Genomic DNA, 19935 nt, shown 5'->3' on the forward strand with positions numbered 1-19935 from the left:
AGCCTCCTGCAAGGATCGCTTTCTTTTGGTTACTTTTCTTTACGAGCGAGTAAAGAAAAGTGACATCTCACACGTTCTAAAACCGCCAACACCGTACAGCCGCGACAGCAGCTAGAAGCGCCAAAACACGTCCAGCCCATCAACCATCAAAGCCGCTCAGCCGCGCAAGCAGCCAGAAGCATCAAAACCCCGCCCTAAAGAGACACCCCGCGTCAGCGGGCTGTCCTGTTCCCAAAACGATGCGTGCCCGCGCAACCAGCGACGCCGGGATACTCCGCAAACGCGCCATCGAGGCAAGTTGAGACCGCTCGTCTTCGCTCAACACCAGATCCAGCTTCGATCGTCCCATTGGCATGTTGGCATCTCCCGTATCGTCGATACCAACATCCTACAAAAATATAGATCGACGGCCAACGCGCCAGCAGTGAACACCGCAGGCGCGGTTGCCATGTTCAAGGTGTCGCAAGCAAGCTAAGTACGGCCAGGCTCATGGCGGTGACGCCAGTCTTTATCGACGGCTCTGGCACCGGGGCGAAGTATGGGGAATGATTGAAATATAGGGGCTTGCCACCGCTCTTGTTTGAGGCCGAGACCTCTTCGGGGTCAAACACTCCCACAAGGAAAAACATCAAAGGCACCCCCTCGCTGCCGTACTCCGCGAAATCCTCGCTGGTCGTGAGAGGGCGTGTACGGGCCACCTTGTCCTTGCCCAGGCCAGATTGCAGCGCCGCCTCGACGCGTGCGACCACAGCATCGCTGTTCACCACGCCGTGGCCATTGTCGGCAATCGTGATCTCCGGCTCGGGGGCTGCCGCCGCAATTGCCGATGCCCGCGCGACGCGCCGCACACCGTCGGCCAGGAGTGTCCGGACCCCTGACTCGTAAGCGCGGATCGTGCCGCGCAAGACCGCACTGTCGGGAATGATGTTGCCCGAACTTCCTGCCTGGAACGCGCCGACGGTGATGACGCCGAAAGCCATAGGATCCTTCTCCCGGCTTGTGACAGTCTGTACATCCATGACGAATCGCGAGGCAATGATGATCGGGTCCAACGCCTTGTTGGGCGCGGAGCCGTGGCCGCCACGGCCTTTGAACAGGATCTCGAACGAGCTGGCGGCAGACGTCATGGGGCCGACGCTGTAACTGACTGTGCCATAGGGCCGGGGGTCGGTGTGCAAGGCTAGCGCCGTGTCAGGCTTGGGAAATCGCGTGAACAGTCCGTCGGCCAGCATTGCCCTGGCGCCGGCGCCGATCTCTTCAGCGGGTTGTGCCACGAACATCAGGGTGCCGCGCCACTTGTCTTTCATGGCTACCAAGGCGCGCGCGGCGCCTACCCAGCTTGCCATGTGCACGTCATGGCCACAGCTGTGTGCAACGAAGGTCTCACGCCCGTTCCACGTGGTCTGTGTCTTGCTGGCATAGGGCAATGAGGTCTTCTCTTCCATGGGGAGTCCGTCCATGTCGGTGCGCACCATGATGGTTGGGCCTGGGCCGTTCCGGTACATGGCCACCACCCCTGTCTTTCCGACGTTCTCGGTCACCTCGAATCCCAGTGTGCGCATCTCCCGGGCGAGCCGCGTTGCAGTGCGTGTCTCGCCGAATGCCAGTTCGGGGTGGGCATGCAGATCCTTGTACAAGGCGTCCAGTTCGGGATACATGGTTGCCACCAGGCTGTTCAACGGGGTGGCAAGCCTGCCGTCAAGCCCGTTGGACTGCGCCAACGCTACATTCACTGTGCCAACAAGCACGGCCGCCACCGCCGCACGGCGAACCATCGAGAGCTTTTCATGCACTTGGGAGTCTCCTATTTTTCTTCCGTCAGTTGTGCGCAACCACTGCCCGCGTCTTGGCTCCGGGGCGTGATAACAGGCACGGTGTCGCCTTGCAGCAGTTGCATCTACTAGTATATACAAGTCTATTCGTGTGGATGTCATTCTTCACGAAGGGATCGTCTGCGCGAGACATCGCGGCACTGTCTTTGGCCGCGACACGGAGCCATACGAGGGCAAAGCGCGCCTGCGTGAAGCCACTATGGATGCATGGAGAGAGCCTTGCTTCCTCGAAGCAAAACGCGCATTGCGGCGAGTCGCTGATAGGTGTCAACCGGAAAGAGCTGATTGGCCGCCTGCCACGGCAAGCCGATATATGGGGCGCCGAGAACAGCAGGCTACTGGATGAAGCAATTCGGCAGGTAATGTCCGATGGAAAAATGCGTCCCATCGCATTCAACTTCCATGGCACCGCGCACGGTGTGGTAAGGCTTTCCGTTGAAGTTGCCGAAGAGGTTTCCGGTTGAGCGCCTCGCGGGCGTCAGCTGGAAATACCAGCCGCGTACCCTGGATGACGATTGACGCCTGTGCCGCGCTGGCGCAAACGGCAAGCGCCACGACGCCGGCGGTGGCAAGGAAGGAAGAGATGCTAGCGACCGACGTCTACCATCAGGCTGAATAACACAGGCAGCGAGCCCGTTCTCGTGCAGAGTTGGCTGGACGACGGCCGGGCGGACGTTCCGCCCGAGAAGGTCCAGGTTCCCTTCATGCTCGCGCCGGCAGTCACCCGGGTAGAGCCGAGCAAGGGCGCGGTGCTGCGCATCACTTACACGCAGGAACCACTGCCGTCGGACCGTGAGACGGTGTTCTGGCTCAATGTACTGGAGGTGCCCTCGAAGAAGGAGGGAGGCGAGAACGTGCTCCAGTTTGCCTTCAGAAGCCGTCTCAAGGTCTTCTTCCGTCCCACGCAACTGACGGAGGTGGATGGCGCTCCCGGCAAGCTTGCCTGGAAGCTGGCCACGGTGGATGGACAGGGGGCGGGCGGCAAGACAGCGAAGCAGCTTGCCGTGGAGGTCAGCAACCCCACGCCTTACTACTTTTCCTTCGGCCGGGTGGAAGCCAGGCTGGACGGCAAGTTTGTCTCCGCGGGTGGTGGCATGGTGGCCCCGCTTGGCAAGGAAACCTTCGTATTGCCCGAAGCAAGGCCCGGCAGTCATCCCAGCGCATCGGTTCGATACGAAGTCATCAACGACTACGGCGGCAGATACACGGAAGAGAAGCCGTTGGCACAGTAAGCGGCTTTTACCCAGGTTCCTTCCGTCGGATTAGTGACACGGCGGCCCCCCTTCGCAGACAGGACAGATTCGTCGGTATATGCAATCCTCAGTTCACCCTGTTCGTCCCGCTGGTCCGGCCCGCGCCGCCGGTGCGGCCGCGCCGCCGGCTTCCAGGTTGGAGCGCTTTGCGCCACGGCTGATCGGCGCGGTGGCGGCGATCGCGATGTCGCCTACCGCGTGGGCCGCGGCAACCCTGGTGGGGCAGGGTGCCGGGGGGCGCCAGCCCATGGATATCGGCGCGCAGATCAGCGAGAGGCTCGCGCGCGAAGTGCAGGTGGCGCAGGACGACGGACCGGAACCCGCGCGATCGCCAGGGGGCGACGCAAACGGGCTTTCTCCCGAGCCGGTGATCTTGTCCGCGCTGGACGGCAAACGGGTGGTCTTCGACTCATATATGCTGGCGCAGGGCGCGGACGGCATCACGATCGATACCAGCCGCTTTGAGCGTCCGGATCTCGTCGAACCGGGCAAGTATCGCGTTGAACTGCATGTCAACGGCCATTGGCGTGGCACCGAGGATATCGAGTTCCAGCAGGTTGCGGGTCGGGAAAGCGCGCAGGCATGCTACGACCGCGATCTGCTCATCCGCGCAGGCGTCGACCTGAACAAGAGCGCACGCGGCCAGGATCCCGGGCGGCCGCCCAACCCGATGCCGCAGGGTCTGGTCTGTGCCGACATCGGCCAATATATTCCAGGCGCCGAACTCAAGTTCGACCAGGCGGAGCAGAAGATCTATCTCTCTGTGCCGCAATACTATCTGCGGTTGACCACATCGAAGAACTATGTCGATCCGCAGAATTGGGACAGTGGCGTTCCGGCCATGCTGCTCAACTACAACACCAATATCTTCACCACGGAGAGCCAGGGACGCAATACCACCCGGGCGTACGCGGGCCTGAACCTGGGGGCGAACCTTGGGCCGCTGCGATTGCGCCACAACGGCTCGGTTACCTGGTCGCCGCAGGCCGGCGGCCGGTACCAGCGCGGTTATATCTATGGGCAGACCGACCTGCCCGCGCTGCGCTCGCAACTGCTGGTTGGCGAGAGTTCGACCAGCGGCGAGCTGTTCGATTCGGTTGCATTTCGCGGCGCGCAGATCTTCAGCGATGACCGCATGCTCCCCGGCACGCAGCGCTATTACGCGCCTGTGGTGCGGGGGAGCGCCAACTCAAACGCCAGGGTTTCGGTCCACCAGCGCGGCTTCCTGGTCTACGAGACCACAGTGGCGCCGGGACCGTTCGAGATCAATGACCTGCAGGTGGCCAGCTATGGCGGCGACCTGCAGGTGACCGTGACAGAGGCCAACGGGCAGGCGCGTACGTTCGTGGTGCCCTTCGCCACCACCGTGCAATTGTTGCGGCCCGGCGTCACCCGCTACAGCGTGACCGCGGGCAGGGCGAGCGACCTCTCGCTGCAAGGCAGCGGACAGTACATCGTCCAGGGCACGATGGTTACCGGGTACGGCGGCGTTGCCTTCGCAAGCAACTATGTATCCGGGCTGCTGGGCGCGGCACTCAACACGCCCATCGGTGGTTTCGGTACCGACGTCACGTGGGCCAGGACCACCGTTACGAACGGCGCCAGCATGCGCGGCTCCAGCTTCCGGGTTTCGTACAGCAAGAACTTGCCGAATAGCGGCACCAACTTCTCACTGCTGGCGTATCGTTATTCCACCAGCGGCTATCTCGGCCTGCGCGACGCGTTGATGCTGCATGATGCCGTCGAGCGCGGTGCCTCGACCGATTCCTTCTCGCGCATGCGAAGCAGGGTGGATGCCAATATCAGCCAGCAGCTCGGCACGAGTGGCGGCAGCGTCTACCTCAACGGCTCCTCGCTCCAGTACTGGAAGCAGCGCGGTCAGGTGCTCAGTTTCACGCTGGGCTATAGCAACCAGTGGCGCGGCAACACTTATTCCGTGTCCGTGCAGCGCGTGCAGAACGCGGCCTCGGGCGGATCCTTGTATGGCGGGAGGAGCCGCGGTAACAGCACGCTGGTCAGCCTTAACCTCTCGATTCCACTGGGCAAGTCCGCGCGCGGTGCACCTGTCCTGAACACCTTCGCCACGCATGACGACCGTGTCGGCACCCAGGTCTCCAGCGGCGTTTCGGGGCTGATCGACGAGCGAGGCAGGGGGTCCTACTCGCTCTCCGGCAATTATGACGACCGACGCAGCGCCACCTCGGGCAGCGCCAGCATCAACTACCGCTTGCCCGACGTCACGCTGGGCGCGAGCATCGGCCAGGGGCAGGGCTATCGCCAGGCCTCGGCCAGCGCGCAGGGCGGCGTGGTCATGCACCCGGGCGGCATTTCCCTGGCGCAGACCCTGGGCGAGACCATCGGCGTGGTCCATGCGCCGGATGCACTGGGCGCCCAGGCGGGCTACAGCGGCGCCAGCGTGGACCGGCGCGGCTACGCGATCGTCCCCAGCCTGACGCCGTACCAGTTGAACAGCATCGATGTCGATCCCAAGGGCATGCCGGACGACGTCGAACTGAAGGTGACCTCACGCAGTGTCGCGCCGCGAGCCGGCACGGTGGTGATGCTTACCTATGAAACGCGCAGGGCGCGCCCCGTGCTCATCAACAGCCGCATGCCCAACGGGGAACTTCTGCCTTTTGCCGCCGCCGCCATCGATGCCGACAGCGGCATGGCGATCGGCGCCGTGGGCCAGGGCAGCCGCCTGGTGGTCCGCAGCGAAAAGGACCACGGCACGATCCGCGTCGAATGGGGCAAGAAGCCCGAAGAGCGCTGCGCGATCGACTACACCCTGCCCGCGCGCGCGGAGGGGAAACGCAGCGGCTACGAGATGCTGGATCTGGAATGCCGTGCGCTACCGGACCGTGGCGTGGACGGCAAAAAGCTGGCCGGGCGTCCGTGAGGCCGGATTCGAGGGCGAACCGGCCCGGAGCGCGGCTATACAGCAGCAACACCAACGCGGCAGCGCCGGGCAATCCGGCCGGCACGCCGAACCAGGGAAGGCCGACCAGCATGACCAAACCGATGAGCCCGGGCAGAAACAATCGCTGGCTTCATTACCTGCGACCGTGGCGCGGCATTGGGGGTGCGCTGGCCTTGATGCTGGCCCTGGCGCCCGCCGGGACGCAGGCGGCACTGTCGATCACCGGCACCCGCTTCATCTACCCCGCCAGCATGTCGGATCTGAGCGTCAGCCTGCGCAACGCAGGCGACAGCCCGATCCTGGTCCAGGCGTGGCTGGACAAGGGAGACGTCAATGTCGATCCGGCCAGGCTGAGCGTGCCTTTCATCTTGTCGCCGCCGCTGCTCAGGCTGGACCCGGAGCGCAAGACGGTGCTCCGGGTGCGCTACACCGGCGAGCCGCTGCCGGAGGATCGCGAGTCGGTGTTCTGGATCAACTTCCTGGAGGTGCCTCCGCTGGCCGAGGACAGCACTAACCTGCTGCGCTTGTCCTACCGCACGCGCATGAAGCTGCTGTTCCGGCCGTCGGGCTTGCCTGGCAATGCCGACGAAGCCATCCCGCAGGTGACATGGGCGTTCGGCAAGGCGGAGACAGCCGGCGGCGCCATCCTGGAAGCGACCAACCCTACGCCCTTCCACGTCTCGCTAGCGCGGATGGAAGTCGGGCGCGGCGGCGCGTCGGTGGAACTGGAAGGCCAGACCATCGTGCCGCTTGGCGTTACACGGTTCACGCTGCCCGGCTTGAAGGGCAGCGCCGCGGACGAGGCGGTGATTCATTACGAAGCCGTCAAGGATAGCGGTGAACTGATTGTCGGGAGTTCAACCGTCACCAGGTAGTTTCGATGCGCGGGGATTGGCGTTTTCCGACGAGAAGGCCCGGCTTTGTCAGGTGGAGAGTCGCTCATCAACATCAATTGGGCGCTCGTGAAATGAAAGTGATTGCCATGGGAAGAAATCAAGTGACTGGTGGCCGTGAAACCTTTATCGATGCCGATGCGCAAGCCTGCCCGGCGGTTGGTGACCAGTCTGCGCTCCGCGCTTTCGGGCTGCGCGCCTGGGGTGTCGGCCTGATGTTGCTGCTGCCGCTCGTGGGGCATGCGCAGGTGCCTGGCGCGCCCAATGTACCGAATGCACCGAATGCACCGAATGTACCCAACATACCCAGGGCGGGGCAGGCCATGCGCGATCTCGAGACCGTGCGTCCGGAACTGCCCGCGCCGTCCAGCCTGGAACTGGACATGCCCAAGGCGGACGATCGCGCCGCGCCCGCCGCTTCCGCTGAGCCGGGGATACGCCTGCAGGTGCAGGGCTTCCGCATCGACGGGAACAAGGTATTCGACTCGACGCAATTGCTGCCCTTGCTCGGCGACCTGGACGGCAGCGAACAGGACCTTGCCGGCCTGCGCGCGGCGGCCGACCGCATTACCGCGTATTACCACGAACATGGCTATCTGCTGGCGCGCGCCTTCCTGCCGCCGCAGGATATCGAGGACGGCGTGGTCCGGCTCGAAGTGATGGAGGGCAGTTACGGGCAGATTGCCTTGCGGAACAGGTCGCGAGCGTTCGACGGCGTGCTGCGCCAGCCATTGTCGAGGCTCAGGCCCGGCGAGGCGGTGCATAGCGCGGAGCTGGAGAGCAGGCTGCTGCTGCTGAACGATATTCCCGGCGCCGAGGCCAAGGGCACCTTGCAGGCCGGCACCGAGCCCGGCACCACGGACCTGCTGGTCGAGGTAGAGCCGGGGCCACTGGTCGGCGGCAGCGTGGAGGCGGACAACTACGGGGGCTATTACACCGGCGAGTATCGCCTGGGCGGCAGCGTCTACCTGAACAACCCGTTACGGCTGGGCGACCAGCTGAGCCTGCGCGTGCTTGGCAGCGACAAGCGGCAGCGCTACTACCGCGCCGGCTACCAGTTGCCGGTCGGCCCCTGGTCCACGCGCGTGGGGGTGTCCTACTCCCATATGGGCTACCACATCGGCAAGGATTTCGCCGTGCTGCAAGCGCATGGCCGCGCCAGCATCCGCAGCGTTTTCGTCGCGCAGCCGCTGCTGCGCGGCCGCACCTTCAATCTGAACGCGCAACTGCAGTACGACGACAAGCAGCTGCGCGACGAGATGGATCGCTTCGAGACCAGCGTCGGGAAGCGCGTGGGGCTGTGGACCGCGGGCGTGAGCGGCAACAGCCAGGACAACCTGTTCGGCGGCGGCCAAACCATGTTCTCGGCGAGCTACAGCACGGGGCGGCTTCGCATCGATGATCCGCTGACCGAGTTCCTGGACCAGATCAGCGCGAGAGCCGGCGGCAGCTTCAGCAAGATGAACCTGAATGCGGCGCGCCTGCAGCGGGTGAGCAACCGCTTCCAGCTCTATGCCCAGGCCAACGCGCAGTGGGCGTCCGGCAACCTCGACGGCTCGGAGAAGTTCGGCATGGGCGGGCCTTACGGCGTGCGCGCCTACGCGATGGGCGCCGGTAGCGGCGACCAGGGCTGGCAGGCCAGCCTGGAATTGCGCTACGCCGTGGCACCCGGATGGCAGCTCAGCGCCTTCGTGGACAAGAGCGCGGTGGACATCAACAAGCAGCCCTGGACCAGGGAGCGCAATACGCGCCGGCTGACGGGGGCGGGCGTCGGCGGCGCCTGGGCGGGGCAGGGGCATCAGATCAGCCTGGCGCTGGCCTGGCCCCTGGGCCAGCGCGATCAAAGCGGGGGGCCGGTGCGCAGCCCCAGGTTCTGGATTCAGGGTGCGCAGTACTTCTGACGCTCCGTGAGTCATGTCGGTGCGGTACCCGTGCTGCCGGGATCCTTGCAGCGCTTTCATATAAAGGAATGAGGTCAATATGAACAAGAGTTACGGATTGGTCTGGAACCAGGCCCAGGGATGCTGGAACGTGGCCAGCGAAGGGACTCGCCGCCGCGGCAAGTCGAGCGGCGCCAGGCGCGTGATTGCCGCTGCCGTTGCATTGCTAGGGTTGGGGGCGCTTGCGCCGGCGCATGCATTGCCAACGGGCCATGACATCGTGTCGGGCACCGGCAATGTCCTGACCTTCAACAATGGCCAGGGCATGTCGATCAACCAGCACAGCGACAAGCTCATCATCAACTGGAACGATTTCAGCATCGGTGCTGGGCAGAAGGTCACCTTCAACCAGCCCGGCAGCACGTCGATCGCGCTCAACCGCGTCATCACTGGCCACAGCAGCAATATCCAGGGCCAGATCGACGCCAACGGCCGCATCTTCCTGGTCAACCCCAACGGGATCGTGTTCGGGCATGGCGCCCAGGTCAACGTGGGCGGCCTGGTGGCCTCGACGCAGAACATCAGCGATGCTGATTTCAATAACGGGACCTATCGATTTGCCGGCGGTGTGGGCTCGTTCGTTAACAATCACGGCACGATTACCACCACTCCAGGCGGTAGCGCGGCGCTACTGGGCAGGTCGGTTAACAACACCGGCATTATCCAGGCGCAGATGGGCCGGGTAGCGCTGGGCGCCGGCAATGACTTCACAGTGAGCTTCGACGCCAGCAACCTGCTCAACCTGCAGGTCAACGGCGGCGTGGTGGGCGCGCTGGCGGAAAACGGCGGCCTGCTCAAGGCCGACGGCGGCCAGGTGCTGATGACGGCCCAAGCCGCCGGCAGCCTGCAGCAGGCCGTGGTGAACAATACGGGTGTCATCGAGGCCAGGACCCTGCAGGGCAATGCCGGCAGGATTACGCTGGACGGCGGCGGTGCCGGCATTGTGCGCGTAGGCGGCGCCCTGAACGCCAGCGCCATGGCTGGCCCCGGCAACGGTGGCATGATCGTGACCAAGGGCGCCGATGTGCAGGTCCATTTGGCCACGCGGGTCCACACCCAGGCCAACAACGGGCAGACCGGCACCTGGAAGATCGGCTCGGCCGACGTCAACGTCAACCAGACCGCCGCTGGTGCCGGCAGTACCATGATCGGCGACACGCTCTCGCGCAACCTGGCTACCACCAATATCGAGCTGGCCAGTACCACCGGCAATCTCTCGGTAAACGTGCCGATCCTCTGGAGCAGCGGCAACAAGCTGAAACTGGACTCGGCCGGTGACATCAATCTGAACGGCGCGCTGACCGCCCTCGGCACCCATGCCGGCGTGGCCATGACTGCCGCTGACCATATCAACCTGAACAAAAACCTCGCGCTCCCCGGCGTGGGCAACAGCCTGGCATTGAACTACGGCGGTTCGCTGAACCTGAACAACGGCGCGGTGGTCACGCTGTCCGGCAAGGGTGCGTCGTTCAAGTCGAACGGCTACTTCTACAACGTGATCCAGGACCTCGCGCAGTTGCAGGGCATCAACAACAATCTGGGCGACTACTACGTGCTGGGCAACAGGATCAACGGCGGCAGCATGAGGTCGATCGGCGGTGACCATGGCACGTTCCATGGCATCTTCGACGGCCTGGGCAATACCATGAGCAACATCTCGGTCAGCGGCGCAGGGCCTTATGTCGGCCTGTTCGGGGCGTCGACCGGCCGCATCAGCAACGTCAATCTGGCCTCGTTGTCGATCAGCGCAGCCTCGTCCGTCAGCAGTTTCGCGTCGGTAGGCGGACTGGTCGGGCAAAACGCCGGCGCTATCTCCAACGTTACCGCCACCGGCATGCGCGTGAACAGCGGCTCGGCGCGCGCCAACACGGTCGGTGGCCTGGTGGGGACGAACCTGGCCGACGGCATCATCGACCGCGCTTCGGTGGCAGGCTATGTGTACGGCAACACCAATACCCAGGCGATCGGCGGTCTGGTCGGTGAGAACGCAGGCAGGGTGACCAACAGCGTGTCAAATGTCGCTGTATCGGGGTCTATGGGGCGCAATGCCGCTGGGGGCGTGGGCGGGCTGGTGGGCGTGAATAGCGGCAAGAATAGCTATATTGCAGACTCATCGAGCCTGGGCCTCACGTCCACTTCCTATGGCGGCCTGAACGTGGGCGGCCTGGTGGGCTACAACGACGGCGGGGTCATCGAGCGCGTCTTCTCCGTGGGCAATACCAACGGCTACAGCACCAGCAATACTGGTGGCCTGGTCGGCCTCAACGGCGGCGAGATCCGCCACGCCTACTCCAGCGGCCGTGTGAATGGCTACGGCGGCACGGCGACCGGCGGCCTGGTGGGCCGGAACCAGAACGGCGATCTGACCCATGTCAAGGCCAGCGGCGTGGTCTGGGATACTTGCGGCGCCAATGTGGGCGGCCTGGTCGGCAGCCACAACGGCGGCACCATCTTCAGCGCCGAAGCCACCGGCGCCGTGACCGGCGGTGCCAACAGCCGCGTGGGCGGCCTGGCCGGCAGCAACTACAGCGGCACCATCCAGAGTTCGGTGGCGCGCGGCAAGACCATGGGTGGCACCAACAGCCACACCGGCGGCCTGGTCGGCTACAACGGCGGCCGGCTGATGGCGGTCGAAGCCACCGGGGAGGTCTCTGCCAGCGCAAACAGCTTTGTCGGCGGCCTGGTCGGCACCAATGTTGCCAGCGATCGCGGGATCGTGTCGGGCGCGGCCAGCGGTAACGTCAGGGGCGAAAGCCGCAGCCTGGTGGGCGGCCTGGTTGGCCAAAACAACGGCGAAGTCCTTGTTTCGTCCGCCTCAGGCATGGTGAGCGGCGGCAGCTATACGACACTGGGCGGCCTGGTGGGCCTCAATATGGGCAAGGTCGAGCAATCGCCGGCGAGCGGCAAGGTCAACTTCCTGCCGGGCAATTACGGGCAGATTTACGGCGGCCTGGTGGGCGTGAACTACGGCCACATGCGCTACAACAGCGTTTCCGGCAACGCCGCCCTGGTGCCACTGGCCGGCCTCAACTACGGCACCATCCAATAAGCCGCCGAAGTTGTCCGGCGATTTACCTGCCTGGCAGGATCCTGGCGCGCTGTGTCCCGACATGGCGCGCCAGGGCGTCGAATCGCAGGGCAGGGAAAGCGTCCGTGGTGGAGCGGGCGGCGCGGCCAGCCGGGCACGTATGCCAGGGCAAATGAAGCCACCTCGAAAAGACCGGGTATGCAGGAATGGCGATATGGAGAGCGGCATGAATACGATTGAACTACCGATCACCCGCCGGACGGGGATCGTGCGGGAGGCGCGCCAATCCGCGCGCCTACTCTTTGCCATCTTGTTGCTGGGGTTGGCAAACGGTAGCGTCCGCGCTCAGGCATGGGAAGACCGCTATCCGGTCGACTGCCGATTTCCCAATCCGAAGGAAACCCAGCCGTGGACCCCGGCGAACCCCCTGACCAGCAGCACGTCCATCGGCACCGCGGCTCAATTTGGAGACCCAGTTCGGCTTCGGCCCGTCAGGACGGGACCCCTACGAATTGGTCATTGGCGCGCACTGGCCCGAGGGACTCGGCCCCCCCCTGGAAGACGGCATTGCGCCAACGAATATTGACGGCATTGGTTTCAAGTGGGTAGCGCTATCGCAGGACGGTGTCTACCGGACCTTGCGCAGGATGAGGAACCCGGTCGCTGTCGACAAGATGGATATTAAGGTTCCGCCTGGCGGCGGGATGGGGGCCGGCGGATTTCCGGTGGACTACGTACAACAACTGGTCCTGACCAAGGACCCGAATGCGCTCGGCGCTGGCGAGCTCAAGGTGACCCATATTATCGCCCCCCTCCAGGTGAAGCTCTACGCGGCGTCCCTTCTGAAATCGGCAGGGGTGAGCCTGGGCAGCACGTTTGAAGTGCCCACCTGGGGCGCAGGATGCCGTCAGTCCATTACCTACGAGAGCACCGGCATCGTCAGCATCGGCGGCGGCCCTCCGCCTCCGATCCTGAACAAATGCGATGTGGTGGCCAATCAGATCATTCCGGTCGATCTGGGGCATGTCCCCCTTGATCAGTTCAAGAAGCTCAACGACACTTCGCCCCCGAAGCACTTCGAGATCGCCCTGAGCAATTGCGCGGTCAATGCCAGGCCCACGATCAGCTTCAGGGACAAGGCCACGCCCCCCAATACGGACAAGACGGTATTGCGGCTCAGTGCGCCGGGCGGACAAAAGCTGGCCAAGGGGTTCGGCATCATCATGACGCGTGAGGACGGCACCAGGGAGCGCATTGCCTATGGCGATCCGGGCGTTGCCAAGAAGTACGAGATGACCCTCGACAAGTCCAGCAGGACCGCGAAGCTTCCGCTGTCGGCGCAGTACATCCGCACCGGCAGCGACGCAGAGGTGGACGCTGGCTATGCGGGTGGCTCCGCCGAGTTCACTTTTACCTTCCCGTAAGCGGAAAGCCGCCTTAGCACAAGTGACTTGGCTCACTGCACATTCTGTTTCAGTCCTGCAACAGCCCGGTTCAGGAACTGACGAAATAGGCACGCCGCAAACGCTGCTGCCCTTCGCGTGGCAGGGGCGTGCTGGTTTGACCTGTCTGCGGCAGGGCGGCCGCTGTAAAAAGAATCCCCCGAGGCTGTTACTCGGGGGAGATGCTTGGTTTGTGGCTGTGGACGCTGAGCGCCGACCACGTGTTCTTTTGCGGACCCTTCTGTCATTCCTTACATGCTGTCCTCAACCAGTCCATCGCGGTTGGTGATTCTGGCGCCATCGGTGAATACGTCTCGTCTATCTGTGACTCTCGCCCCATCTGAATAAACGTCAAACTTTGCGCTCTTCCCCCCATCTGAATATGGGTCTCGCGGCCCCATCACGCTAGCGCCGTCGGTGTATACATCTCGCGCCCCGATGCCGGCATAGGCTACCCCGGCGCCAAGCGCCGCACCCGCCGCAGCGAGCAGTAAGACTGTCTTTACCATTTTTTTCACCTCTTTTTCAGGTGGTTGCAAGAACGCCGAAACAAATTCTTTTCGCTCCAGCGCGGCAGCTTTGTACGATTCCAATGTATGCCCTGACGGTAAGCGTTTGAATAAGGCCTCCTTCCGAAAAGAGGCTAGGGGATTGCCCTATTGGATGGGCAGGGCGGACTCCGCCCTGCATACGCTATCTGGCCTGAGCAATCTGCGGACGATGCGCTATCGACTGCAGCCAGGTGCCAAGGGCCAACTGCGCCGGGATTCTGGCCGAAGACCCGAAACCCGGCACGACAATGCTCGCGCTCATACGGAATCTGGCGTCCAACCCGGACGGCATAGCTCATCGAATCCATCGGCTACGCTTACCGCACAGGGGAGTTCTGACATAGATTCATAGTTATCCTGCGGCACCACGGATTCGCAGCACTTCGCCTGGCACCGATGCGGTGCAAATTCGTGATTTGCCACAGGGGCATCGGACACTAACGCTTTCGCAAGCGTATTGTCATTGCGGCTAACGAGAGAATGACTGGCTGTGGCAGGGGCTGTCCCCAGAATTTGAAGCGATCAATGGTCATCATTCCGCGCAACTCGAGGCTTAGCCTCTTCGTTCACACCGTATTTGTCGCGTTGGCGTATTACGCGGGTGCTAAGCTTGGACTTGCTTATGCGGTAGTGGGCGGTGCAGTGTCTCTGGTGTGGCCTTCCAGCGGCATCGCCCTCGTTGCGCTGCTCGTGATGGGCTCCGAAGCTGCCCCCGGAATTGCCATTGGCTCCGTTTTGGCCAACATGTCGGTGGGCGTGCCCCTACCAGTGGCCGCGGTGATTGGCCTCGGTGCGACGGCTGCAGCCTTGACGGCTACATCATTGTTAAGGCGGGTAGCCCGATTCCAGATCACCCTGGACCGCATCAAGGACGTGTTGGCTTTCATCATCCTGGCTGCGACGCTCAGCACGGCAGTGAGTGCGCTGATTGGTGCGACCGCCCTCTTTGGAGGGGGCTTGGTGTCAGTCACCGAGTACGGCACAGCCATTCTGAAATGGTGGCTCGGTGACATGATGGGGGTGCTCGTGGTGGCCCCGCCGCTGCTCAGCTTGCTCACGTATCCGAGCCCTATCCGCTCCGCAAAGCAGACCGTGGAAGCGTGTGGACTGACCGTTGCGATCTTCTGGGTGAGTTACCTTATCTTCGGCGCCACCGAACTTGCCGGGCACAGCTACTATCCGGCAGCCTTGGCGATTTTTCCGTTCATCATCTGGGCGGCTCTGCGCTTCGATCACTTGGGCACCAGCCTCTCAACCTTGCTGGTCTCGATCGTGGCCATCTGGGGCACCACGAACGGCACCGGTCCCTTTGCCGCCGAATCCCCGGTGGATAGCCTCGTGAGATGGTGCGCCTTCGCGAATGTCGTGGCAGTAACCGGACTGCTGCTGGTGGCGGCACATGCTCAGGAAAAGCGCATCCATCGCCTCCTGCTGGCATCCCATGTCGAGTTGGAACGGCGCGTGCAAGAGCGAACCCAAGACCTGGAGCTAGCAAACAATGAACTGAAGCAGGAGATGGCGCGACGTCGCCTGCTGGAAGCAGAACTGATCCGAATCGGCGATCAGCAGCAGAGACTCTTCGGCCGAGAACTGCATGACGGCCTCGGGCAGCACCTCACCAGCTTGGGCTTCTATTGCGCCACCTTGAATCAAGAACTACAGAAGCATAGCCACCCAGCCGCCGCGAAGGCGGCTACCATCGTCGAATTGGTGAAGCAGGCGTCCTTGATGACTCGCAAGATTGCCCATGGCCTGGATCCGGTCGCCATGGAATCTGGTGGCCTTACGGTCGCCTTGCAAGGGTTGGCACAGACAACCCGCTCGCTGAATGACATAGGCTGCACGCTCCGCATCGAGTCAAATGTGGACTTACTGGATCCGCCGATGCAGATTAACCTTTACCGTGCGGCACAGGAAGCAGTCAATAACGCGCTGAAATATAGCCAGGGCCGCCACATCTGGATCGACCTGGAGCGCGAAGGCGGAATGCAGAGGCTTTCCATCAGTGACGACGGGATGGGGGTCGACCTGGAACAAATGGAGCGTGCCTCGGGACTGGGACTTCACAACCTGCGCCACCGGGCAAGCCTCCTGGGCGGCTCTTGCATGGTCACCCGCAATGCTTTGGGTGGCACCACGGTTGCCATCAGCTATCCGATACCGGAGAGTCCACGACATGAAAGGGAAGCCTTCTAGCCTGTGCCGCGCGACTCAGGTCCTGATCGTGGATGACCACCCCATCATCCGGGAGGGACTAACCCACTTGCTGAATCTGCATGAGGATCTGCACGTCTGCTGTGCGGCCGGCAGTGCCGAAGAAGCCCTGGCGGTGATGGCCTGCCAGCCTGACATGGCCATTGTGGACCTCAGCCTGCACTCGAACTCCGGCCTGGATCTTGTCAAAACGCTCCGGCAACACTATCCAAAGCTGGCAATCCTCATCCTCAGCATGCATGACGAAACCCTGTTTGCCGAACGCGCACTGCGGGCTGGAGCAAACGGGTATCTGATGAAGCTCGAGGCCACGGAGCATATTGTTAATGCCATCCGCGAGGTGCTGGCAGGTAATATTTACCTGAGCGCCGCAATGCATGAAAAATTGGCGCGGGCTCTGACGGTTCCCCAAAGAATTCCGGCGGGCTCAATCGCAAGCCTTTCGGAACGGGAGTTCGAGGTCCTGCACCTGATCGGACTCGGCTTCGGCACCCGCGAGATCGCAGAGAAGCTGAGTCGGAGCGTCAAGACCATCGAGGCACATCAGGCCAACATCAAGGAAAAGCTGGATATTCCTAGCGGCAAGGAGCTGATGCGCTTCGCCATTCAGTGGATCGAGGGCCAATAGGGCGCAGTCCGCCCCACCGAATAAGGCAATCCCCTGGGACCTTTAAGCATTTTGGGAGATTCGGCCATGACGAGACAATCGCAGTACTCGCGCGGAATCAGTGATTGAGGATCTGGCTCAGGAACAGCTTCGTTCGGTCGTGCTGCGGGTGCATGAAGAACGCCTCGGGTTCGTTTTCCTCGATGATCTCACCGCCATCCATGAATATCACGCGATTGGCGACCGTCTTCGCAAAGCCCATCTCGTGAGTCACGCAGAGCATGGTCATCCCGCTCTTGGCGAGCCCCACCATGACATCGAGCACCTCCTTTATCATCTCCGGGTCGAGCGCCGAGGTGGGCTCGTCGAACAACATGACCTTGGGGCGCATGCAAAGGCTGCGGGCGATTGCCACGCGCTGCTGCTGGCCGCCGGAGAGCTGCCCGGGGTATTTCTTCGCCTGCTCGGGGATGCGCACACGCTCAAGGTATTCCATCGCGGCCTGCTCCGCCGCCTTGCGCGGCGTCTTGCGAACCCACATCGGCGCTAGCACGCAGTTCTCCAGGACCGTGAGATGTGGAAAGAGATTGAATTGCTGGAACACCATACCCACGTCGCTGCGGACCTTCTCGATGTTCTTCACGTCGCTGGTGAGCTCCACGCCGCCAACTATGATCCTGCCGCGCTGATGTTCCTCCAAACGGTTGATGCAGCGGATCATCGTTGACTTGCCCGAGCCCGAGGGACCGCAGATGACGATACGCTCGCCTTCGGCGACGCTCAGGTTGATGTCCTTGAGCACGTGGAATCTGTCGTACCACTTGTGCACACCATGCAGTTCGACCATGGCCGGGCCGGCGCCCGCAGCGTTCGCCGTCGGGTCGACGGCTTGTACGGCATTCATGTGCTTCCCCCCAATCGGGCCTCAGCGCGTGTGGCCCGTTTGCAGCTTCTTCTCGAGCCACTGGCTGTAGCGCGACATGCTGAAACAGAAGGCCCAGTAGATGCATCCCGCAAAAACATATCCTTCAGTCGAAAACCCCAGCCAGTTGGCGTCGGCATTGGCGGCCTGGATACTTCCAAGCAGGTCGAACAGGCCGATGATGAGTACCAGGCTCGTGTCCTTGAAGAGCCCAATGAACGTGTTCACGATTCCCGGGATCACCAGCTTGAGCGCCTGGGGCAGGATGACCAGGGCGGTCGATTTCCAGAAGCCCAGGCCCAGCGCCGCCGCGGCCTCGAACTGGCCCTTCGGAATTCCCTGCAGGCCGCCGCGCACCACCTCCGCCATGTAGGCGGAGGCGAACAGCGCTACGCCGATCAGGGCGCGCAGGAGCTTGTCGAAGTTCAGCCCTTCGGGCAAGAAGAAGGGCAGCATCACCGAAGACATGAAGAGCACAGTGATGAGCGGAACCCCGCGCACGAGCTCGATGAACGCCACGCACAGGGCCTTGAGAACCGGCATGTTCGTGGCGCGCCTGCCGAGCGCGAGGAGGATTCCCAGCGGCAGGGCGGCCACCATGCCGACGATGGCTATCACCAGCGTGAGGGTCAGCCCTCCCCATTTGCTCGTCTCGACGTGGCTCAGACCGAACCGGCCGCCGACCAGAAGGTAGAACGCGACGACGGGATAGACCAGGAGGAGCACGGCGCCCAGCCCCCGCTTCAGCGCGAAGCGCTTGAAGAACAGCGGCGCGATGAGCGCCCCCAGCAGCGCGATCGCCAGGTTCACCCGCCACTGCTGGGCGACCGGATAGAAGCCGTACATGAACTGGTTGAGATGCACGTGAATGAAGGCCCAGCACGCGCCCGCCCTGGAGCAGGCCTCGCTGCGGGTACCCATCCAGTCGGCCTTGATCAGTGCCCACTCGACGAGGGGCGGTACCACAAGATAAAGGAGATAGAGCGCGAGCAGGGTGAGCGCGCCGTCCTGGGGCGAGGCGAAGAGGTTCTTGCGCAACCAGCCTAGGCCCCCCATCGGGGCGGACGGCGGGGGCAGGTCGGCGTGGCGTTGCCGGTGAGTCATCATGGCCTAGCGCTCCACCAGCGCCATCCGTGCGTTGAACCAGTTCATGAACATCGAGATCACGAGACTGATTACGAGATAGACCGCCATGGTCATCGACATCACCTCGACGGCCTGGCCAGTCTGGTTCAGGGTGGTCCCGGCAAACAGCGATACCAGGTCGGGATATCCGATCGCCGTGGCAAGAGAGGAGTTCTTGGTAAGGTTCAGGTACTGGCTCGTGAGCGGCGGGATTGTTACCCGCATGGCCTGCGGGATGATCACGAGCCGCAATGTCCAGCTCGGGCGCAATCCGAGCGCGTAGGCCGCTTCCGTCTGCCCGTGGGACACCGAGAGGATGCCGGCACGCACCGTCTCGGCAATGAAGGCGGCGGTATAGATGGAGAGCGACACCAGCAGCGCGGCGAGCTCCGGGATCACGGCGATGCCGCCGACGAAATTGAAGCCCGCAAGCTCGGGCTTTACCCATTGCAGCAGCCGGCCCGTGAGGACGAACGCGGCGAGCGGCACGCTGACCAGCAAGACGACGGAAGCAAGATACGCCGGGAAGCGCTTGCCCGTGCGCTCCTGGCGGTGCCGCGACCAGCGCACGAGGACGACGGACGCAACCATCGCCGCAACGAGCGCGCACACCGTCCAGCCAAATCCGGCCTGCGCCTCCGGGCGCGGCAGGTACAGTCCCCGCAGCGTCAGAAAGACCGAGTCCCCGATGTACAACGCTTCGCTAGGCGCCGGGAGATTCAGGAAGACGGCGAAGTACCAGAAGAGAATCTGGACGAGTAGCGGGAGGTTGCGGAAGATCTCGATATAGGCCAACGCAAGCTTTGCCACCAGCCAGTTCCGGGAAAGGCGCGCCACGCCGATGATAAAACCGAGGATGGTGGAGCAGACGATGCCCAGCCCGGATACGAGCAGGGTATTGAGCAGGCCGACGACGAAGGTACGCCCGTACGTCGACGATTCCTCGCTGTAGGGGATCAGCGCCTGGTTGATGGCGAAGCCCGCCCGGTTCGCGAGGAAGCCGAATCCCGTCGAAATGCCGCGCATCTCGAGGTTGTGCATCAGGTTGCGGACCAGGTAGGCCGCGAGCGCGACGGCACCAACGCTCACCAGCACCTGCAACACGACCGCCCGGATCCGGGGATCGTTCCAGGGCGGCGGCCGCGTCGGCGGCGCTTCAGCGGGGTCCTCTATCTGGGCCATGTTCCGGGGTCGCTTCAGATTCCTGG

Annotated in this window: 14 protein-coding genes; 9 read left to right on the top strand and 5 right to left on the bottom strand. The window is 63.1% G+C overall.

The features are described 5' to 3' along the window. Positions 1 to 452: 452 nt before the first annotated feature. A complete protein-coding gene (locus tag ACGLHR_RS34590; protein WP_400099561.1) occupies positions 453 to 1775 on the bottom strand; it encodes an amidohydrolase in 1323 nt (440 codons plus the stop codon). Between the two features lie 245 nt (positions 1776 to 2020). On the opposite strand from ACGLHR_RS34590, the gene ACGLHR_RS34595 reads away from it, so the two are divergent. The 7 genes from ACGLHR_RS34595 (at position 2021) to ACGLHR_RS34625 (ending at position 13290) form a co-directional block, all read left to right on the top strand. Next, positions 2021 to 2296, top strand: a complete 276-nt coding sequence (locus ACGLHR_RS34595; RefSeq protein WP_400099522.1) for a hypothetical protein — start codon at positions 2021 to 2023, stop codon at positions 2294 to 2296. A gap of 141 nt (positions 2297 to 2437) precedes the next feature. Further along, positions 2438 to 3064 carry a molecular chaperone gene (locus tag ACGLHR_RS34600; RefSeq protein WP_400099562.1) on the top strand — a complete coding sequence of 209 codons (627 nt, stop codon included), beginning with the start codon at positions 2438 to 2440 and terminating at the stop codon, positions 3062 to 3064. Between the two features lie 79 nt (positions 3065 to 3143). Continuing rightward, on the top strand, positions 3144 to 5984 hold the full coding sequence (locus tag ACGLHR_RS34605; RefSeq protein WP_400099523.1) for a fimbria/pilus outer membrane usher protein: 2841 nt from the start codon (positions 3144 to 3146) through the stop codon (positions 5982 to 5984). Positions 5985 to 6094: 110 nt separating this feature from the next. Then, positions 6095 to 6880 (top strand): fimbria/pilus periplasmic chaperone, encoded by a 786-nt coding sequence (locus ACGLHR_RS34610; RefSeq protein ID WP_400099525.1) that lies wholly within the window; start codon positions 6095 to 6097, stop codon positions 6878 to 6880. 107 nt (positions 6881 to 6987) lie between these two features. Continuing rightward, complete coding sequence (locus tag ACGLHR_RS34615) at positions 6988 to 8799, top strand: ShlB/FhaC/HecB family hemolysin secretion/activation protein (RefSeq protein ID WP_400099527.1); 1812 nt, start codon at positions 6988 to 6990, stop codon at positions 8797 to 8799. Between the two features lie 79 nt (positions 8800 to 8878). Continuing rightward, positions 8879 to 11887: a GLUG motif-containing protein gene (locus ACGLHR_RS34620; protein ID WP_400099529.1), complete on the top strand. Its 3009-nt coding sequence runs from the start codon at positions 8879 to 8881 to the stop codon at positions 11885 to 11887. A gap of 443 nt (positions 11888 to 12330) precedes the next feature. Further along, the gene (locus ACGLHR_RS34625; protein WP_400099531.1) at positions 12331 to 13290 is read left to right on the top strand and encodes a fimbrial protein; all 960 of its coding nucleotides are present in this window, start codon (positions 12331 to 12333) and stop codon (positions 13288 to 13290) included. Positions 13291 to 13559: 269 nt separating this feature from the next. Here ACGLHR_RS34625 and ACGLHR_RS34630 read toward each other — a convergent pair whose 3' ends face one another. Next, positions 13560 to 13901, bottom strand: a complete 342-nt coding sequence (locus ACGLHR_RS34630) for a hypothetical protein (RefSeq protein ID WP_400099533.1) — start codon at positions 13899 to 13901, stop codon at positions 13560 to 13562. A gap of 483 nt (positions 13902 to 14384) precedes the next feature. On the opposite strand from ACGLHR_RS34630, the gene ACGLHR_RS34635 reads away from it, so the two are divergent. Together ACGLHR_RS34635 and ACGLHR_RS34640 are read left to right on the top strand one after the other, a co-directional pair. Continuing rightward, the gene (locus tag ACGLHR_RS34635) at positions 14385 to 16055 is read left to right on the top strand and encodes an MASE1 domain-containing protein (RefSeq protein WP_400099535.1); all 1671 of its coding nucleotides are present in this window, start codon (positions 14385 to 14387) and stop codon (positions 16053 to 16055) included. Then, positions 16036 to 16701, top strand: a complete 666-nt coding sequence (locus ACGLHR_RS34640; protein ID WP_400099537.1) for a response regulator — start codon at positions 16036 to 16038, stop codon at positions 16699 to 16701. The genes ACGLHR_RS34635 and ACGLHR_RS34640 overlap by 20 nt, the downstream gene beginning before the upstream one ends. Positions 16702 to 16798: 97 nt before the next feature. Here ACGLHR_RS34640 and ACGLHR_RS34645 read toward each other — a convergent pair whose 3' ends face one another. From ACGLHR_RS34645 to ACGLHR_RS34655, 3 genes are all read right to left on the bottom strand, one after another. Further along, entirely contained in the window at positions 16799 to 17527 is a 729-nt protein-coding gene (locus ACGLHR_RS34645; protein WP_400099538.1) for an amino acid ABC transporter ATP-binding protein, read from the bottom strand. A 78-nt stretch (positions 17528 to 17605) separates the two neighbouring features. After that, positions 17606 to 18706, bottom strand: a complete 1101-nt coding sequence (locus tag ACGLHR_RS34650) for an amino acid ABC transporter permease (RefSeq protein WP_400099564.1) — start codon at positions 18704 to 18706, stop codon at positions 17606 to 17608. A gap of 6 nt (positions 18707 to 18712) precedes the next feature. After that, positions 18713 to 19909, bottom strand: a complete 1197-nt coding sequence (locus ACGLHR_RS34655) for an amino acid ABC transporter permease (RefSeq protein WP_400099540.1) — start codon at positions 19907 to 19909, stop codon at positions 18713 to 18715. Positions 19910 to 19935 lie beyond the last annotated feature (26 nt).

Origin of the sequence: Cupriavidus sp. CuC1, from assembly GCF_044627735.1 — a bacterium.
GTDB classification, from domain to species: domain Bacteria; phylum Pseudomonadota; class Gammaproteobacteria; order Burkholderiales; family Burkholderiaceae; genus Cupriavidus; species Cupriavidus ulmosensis.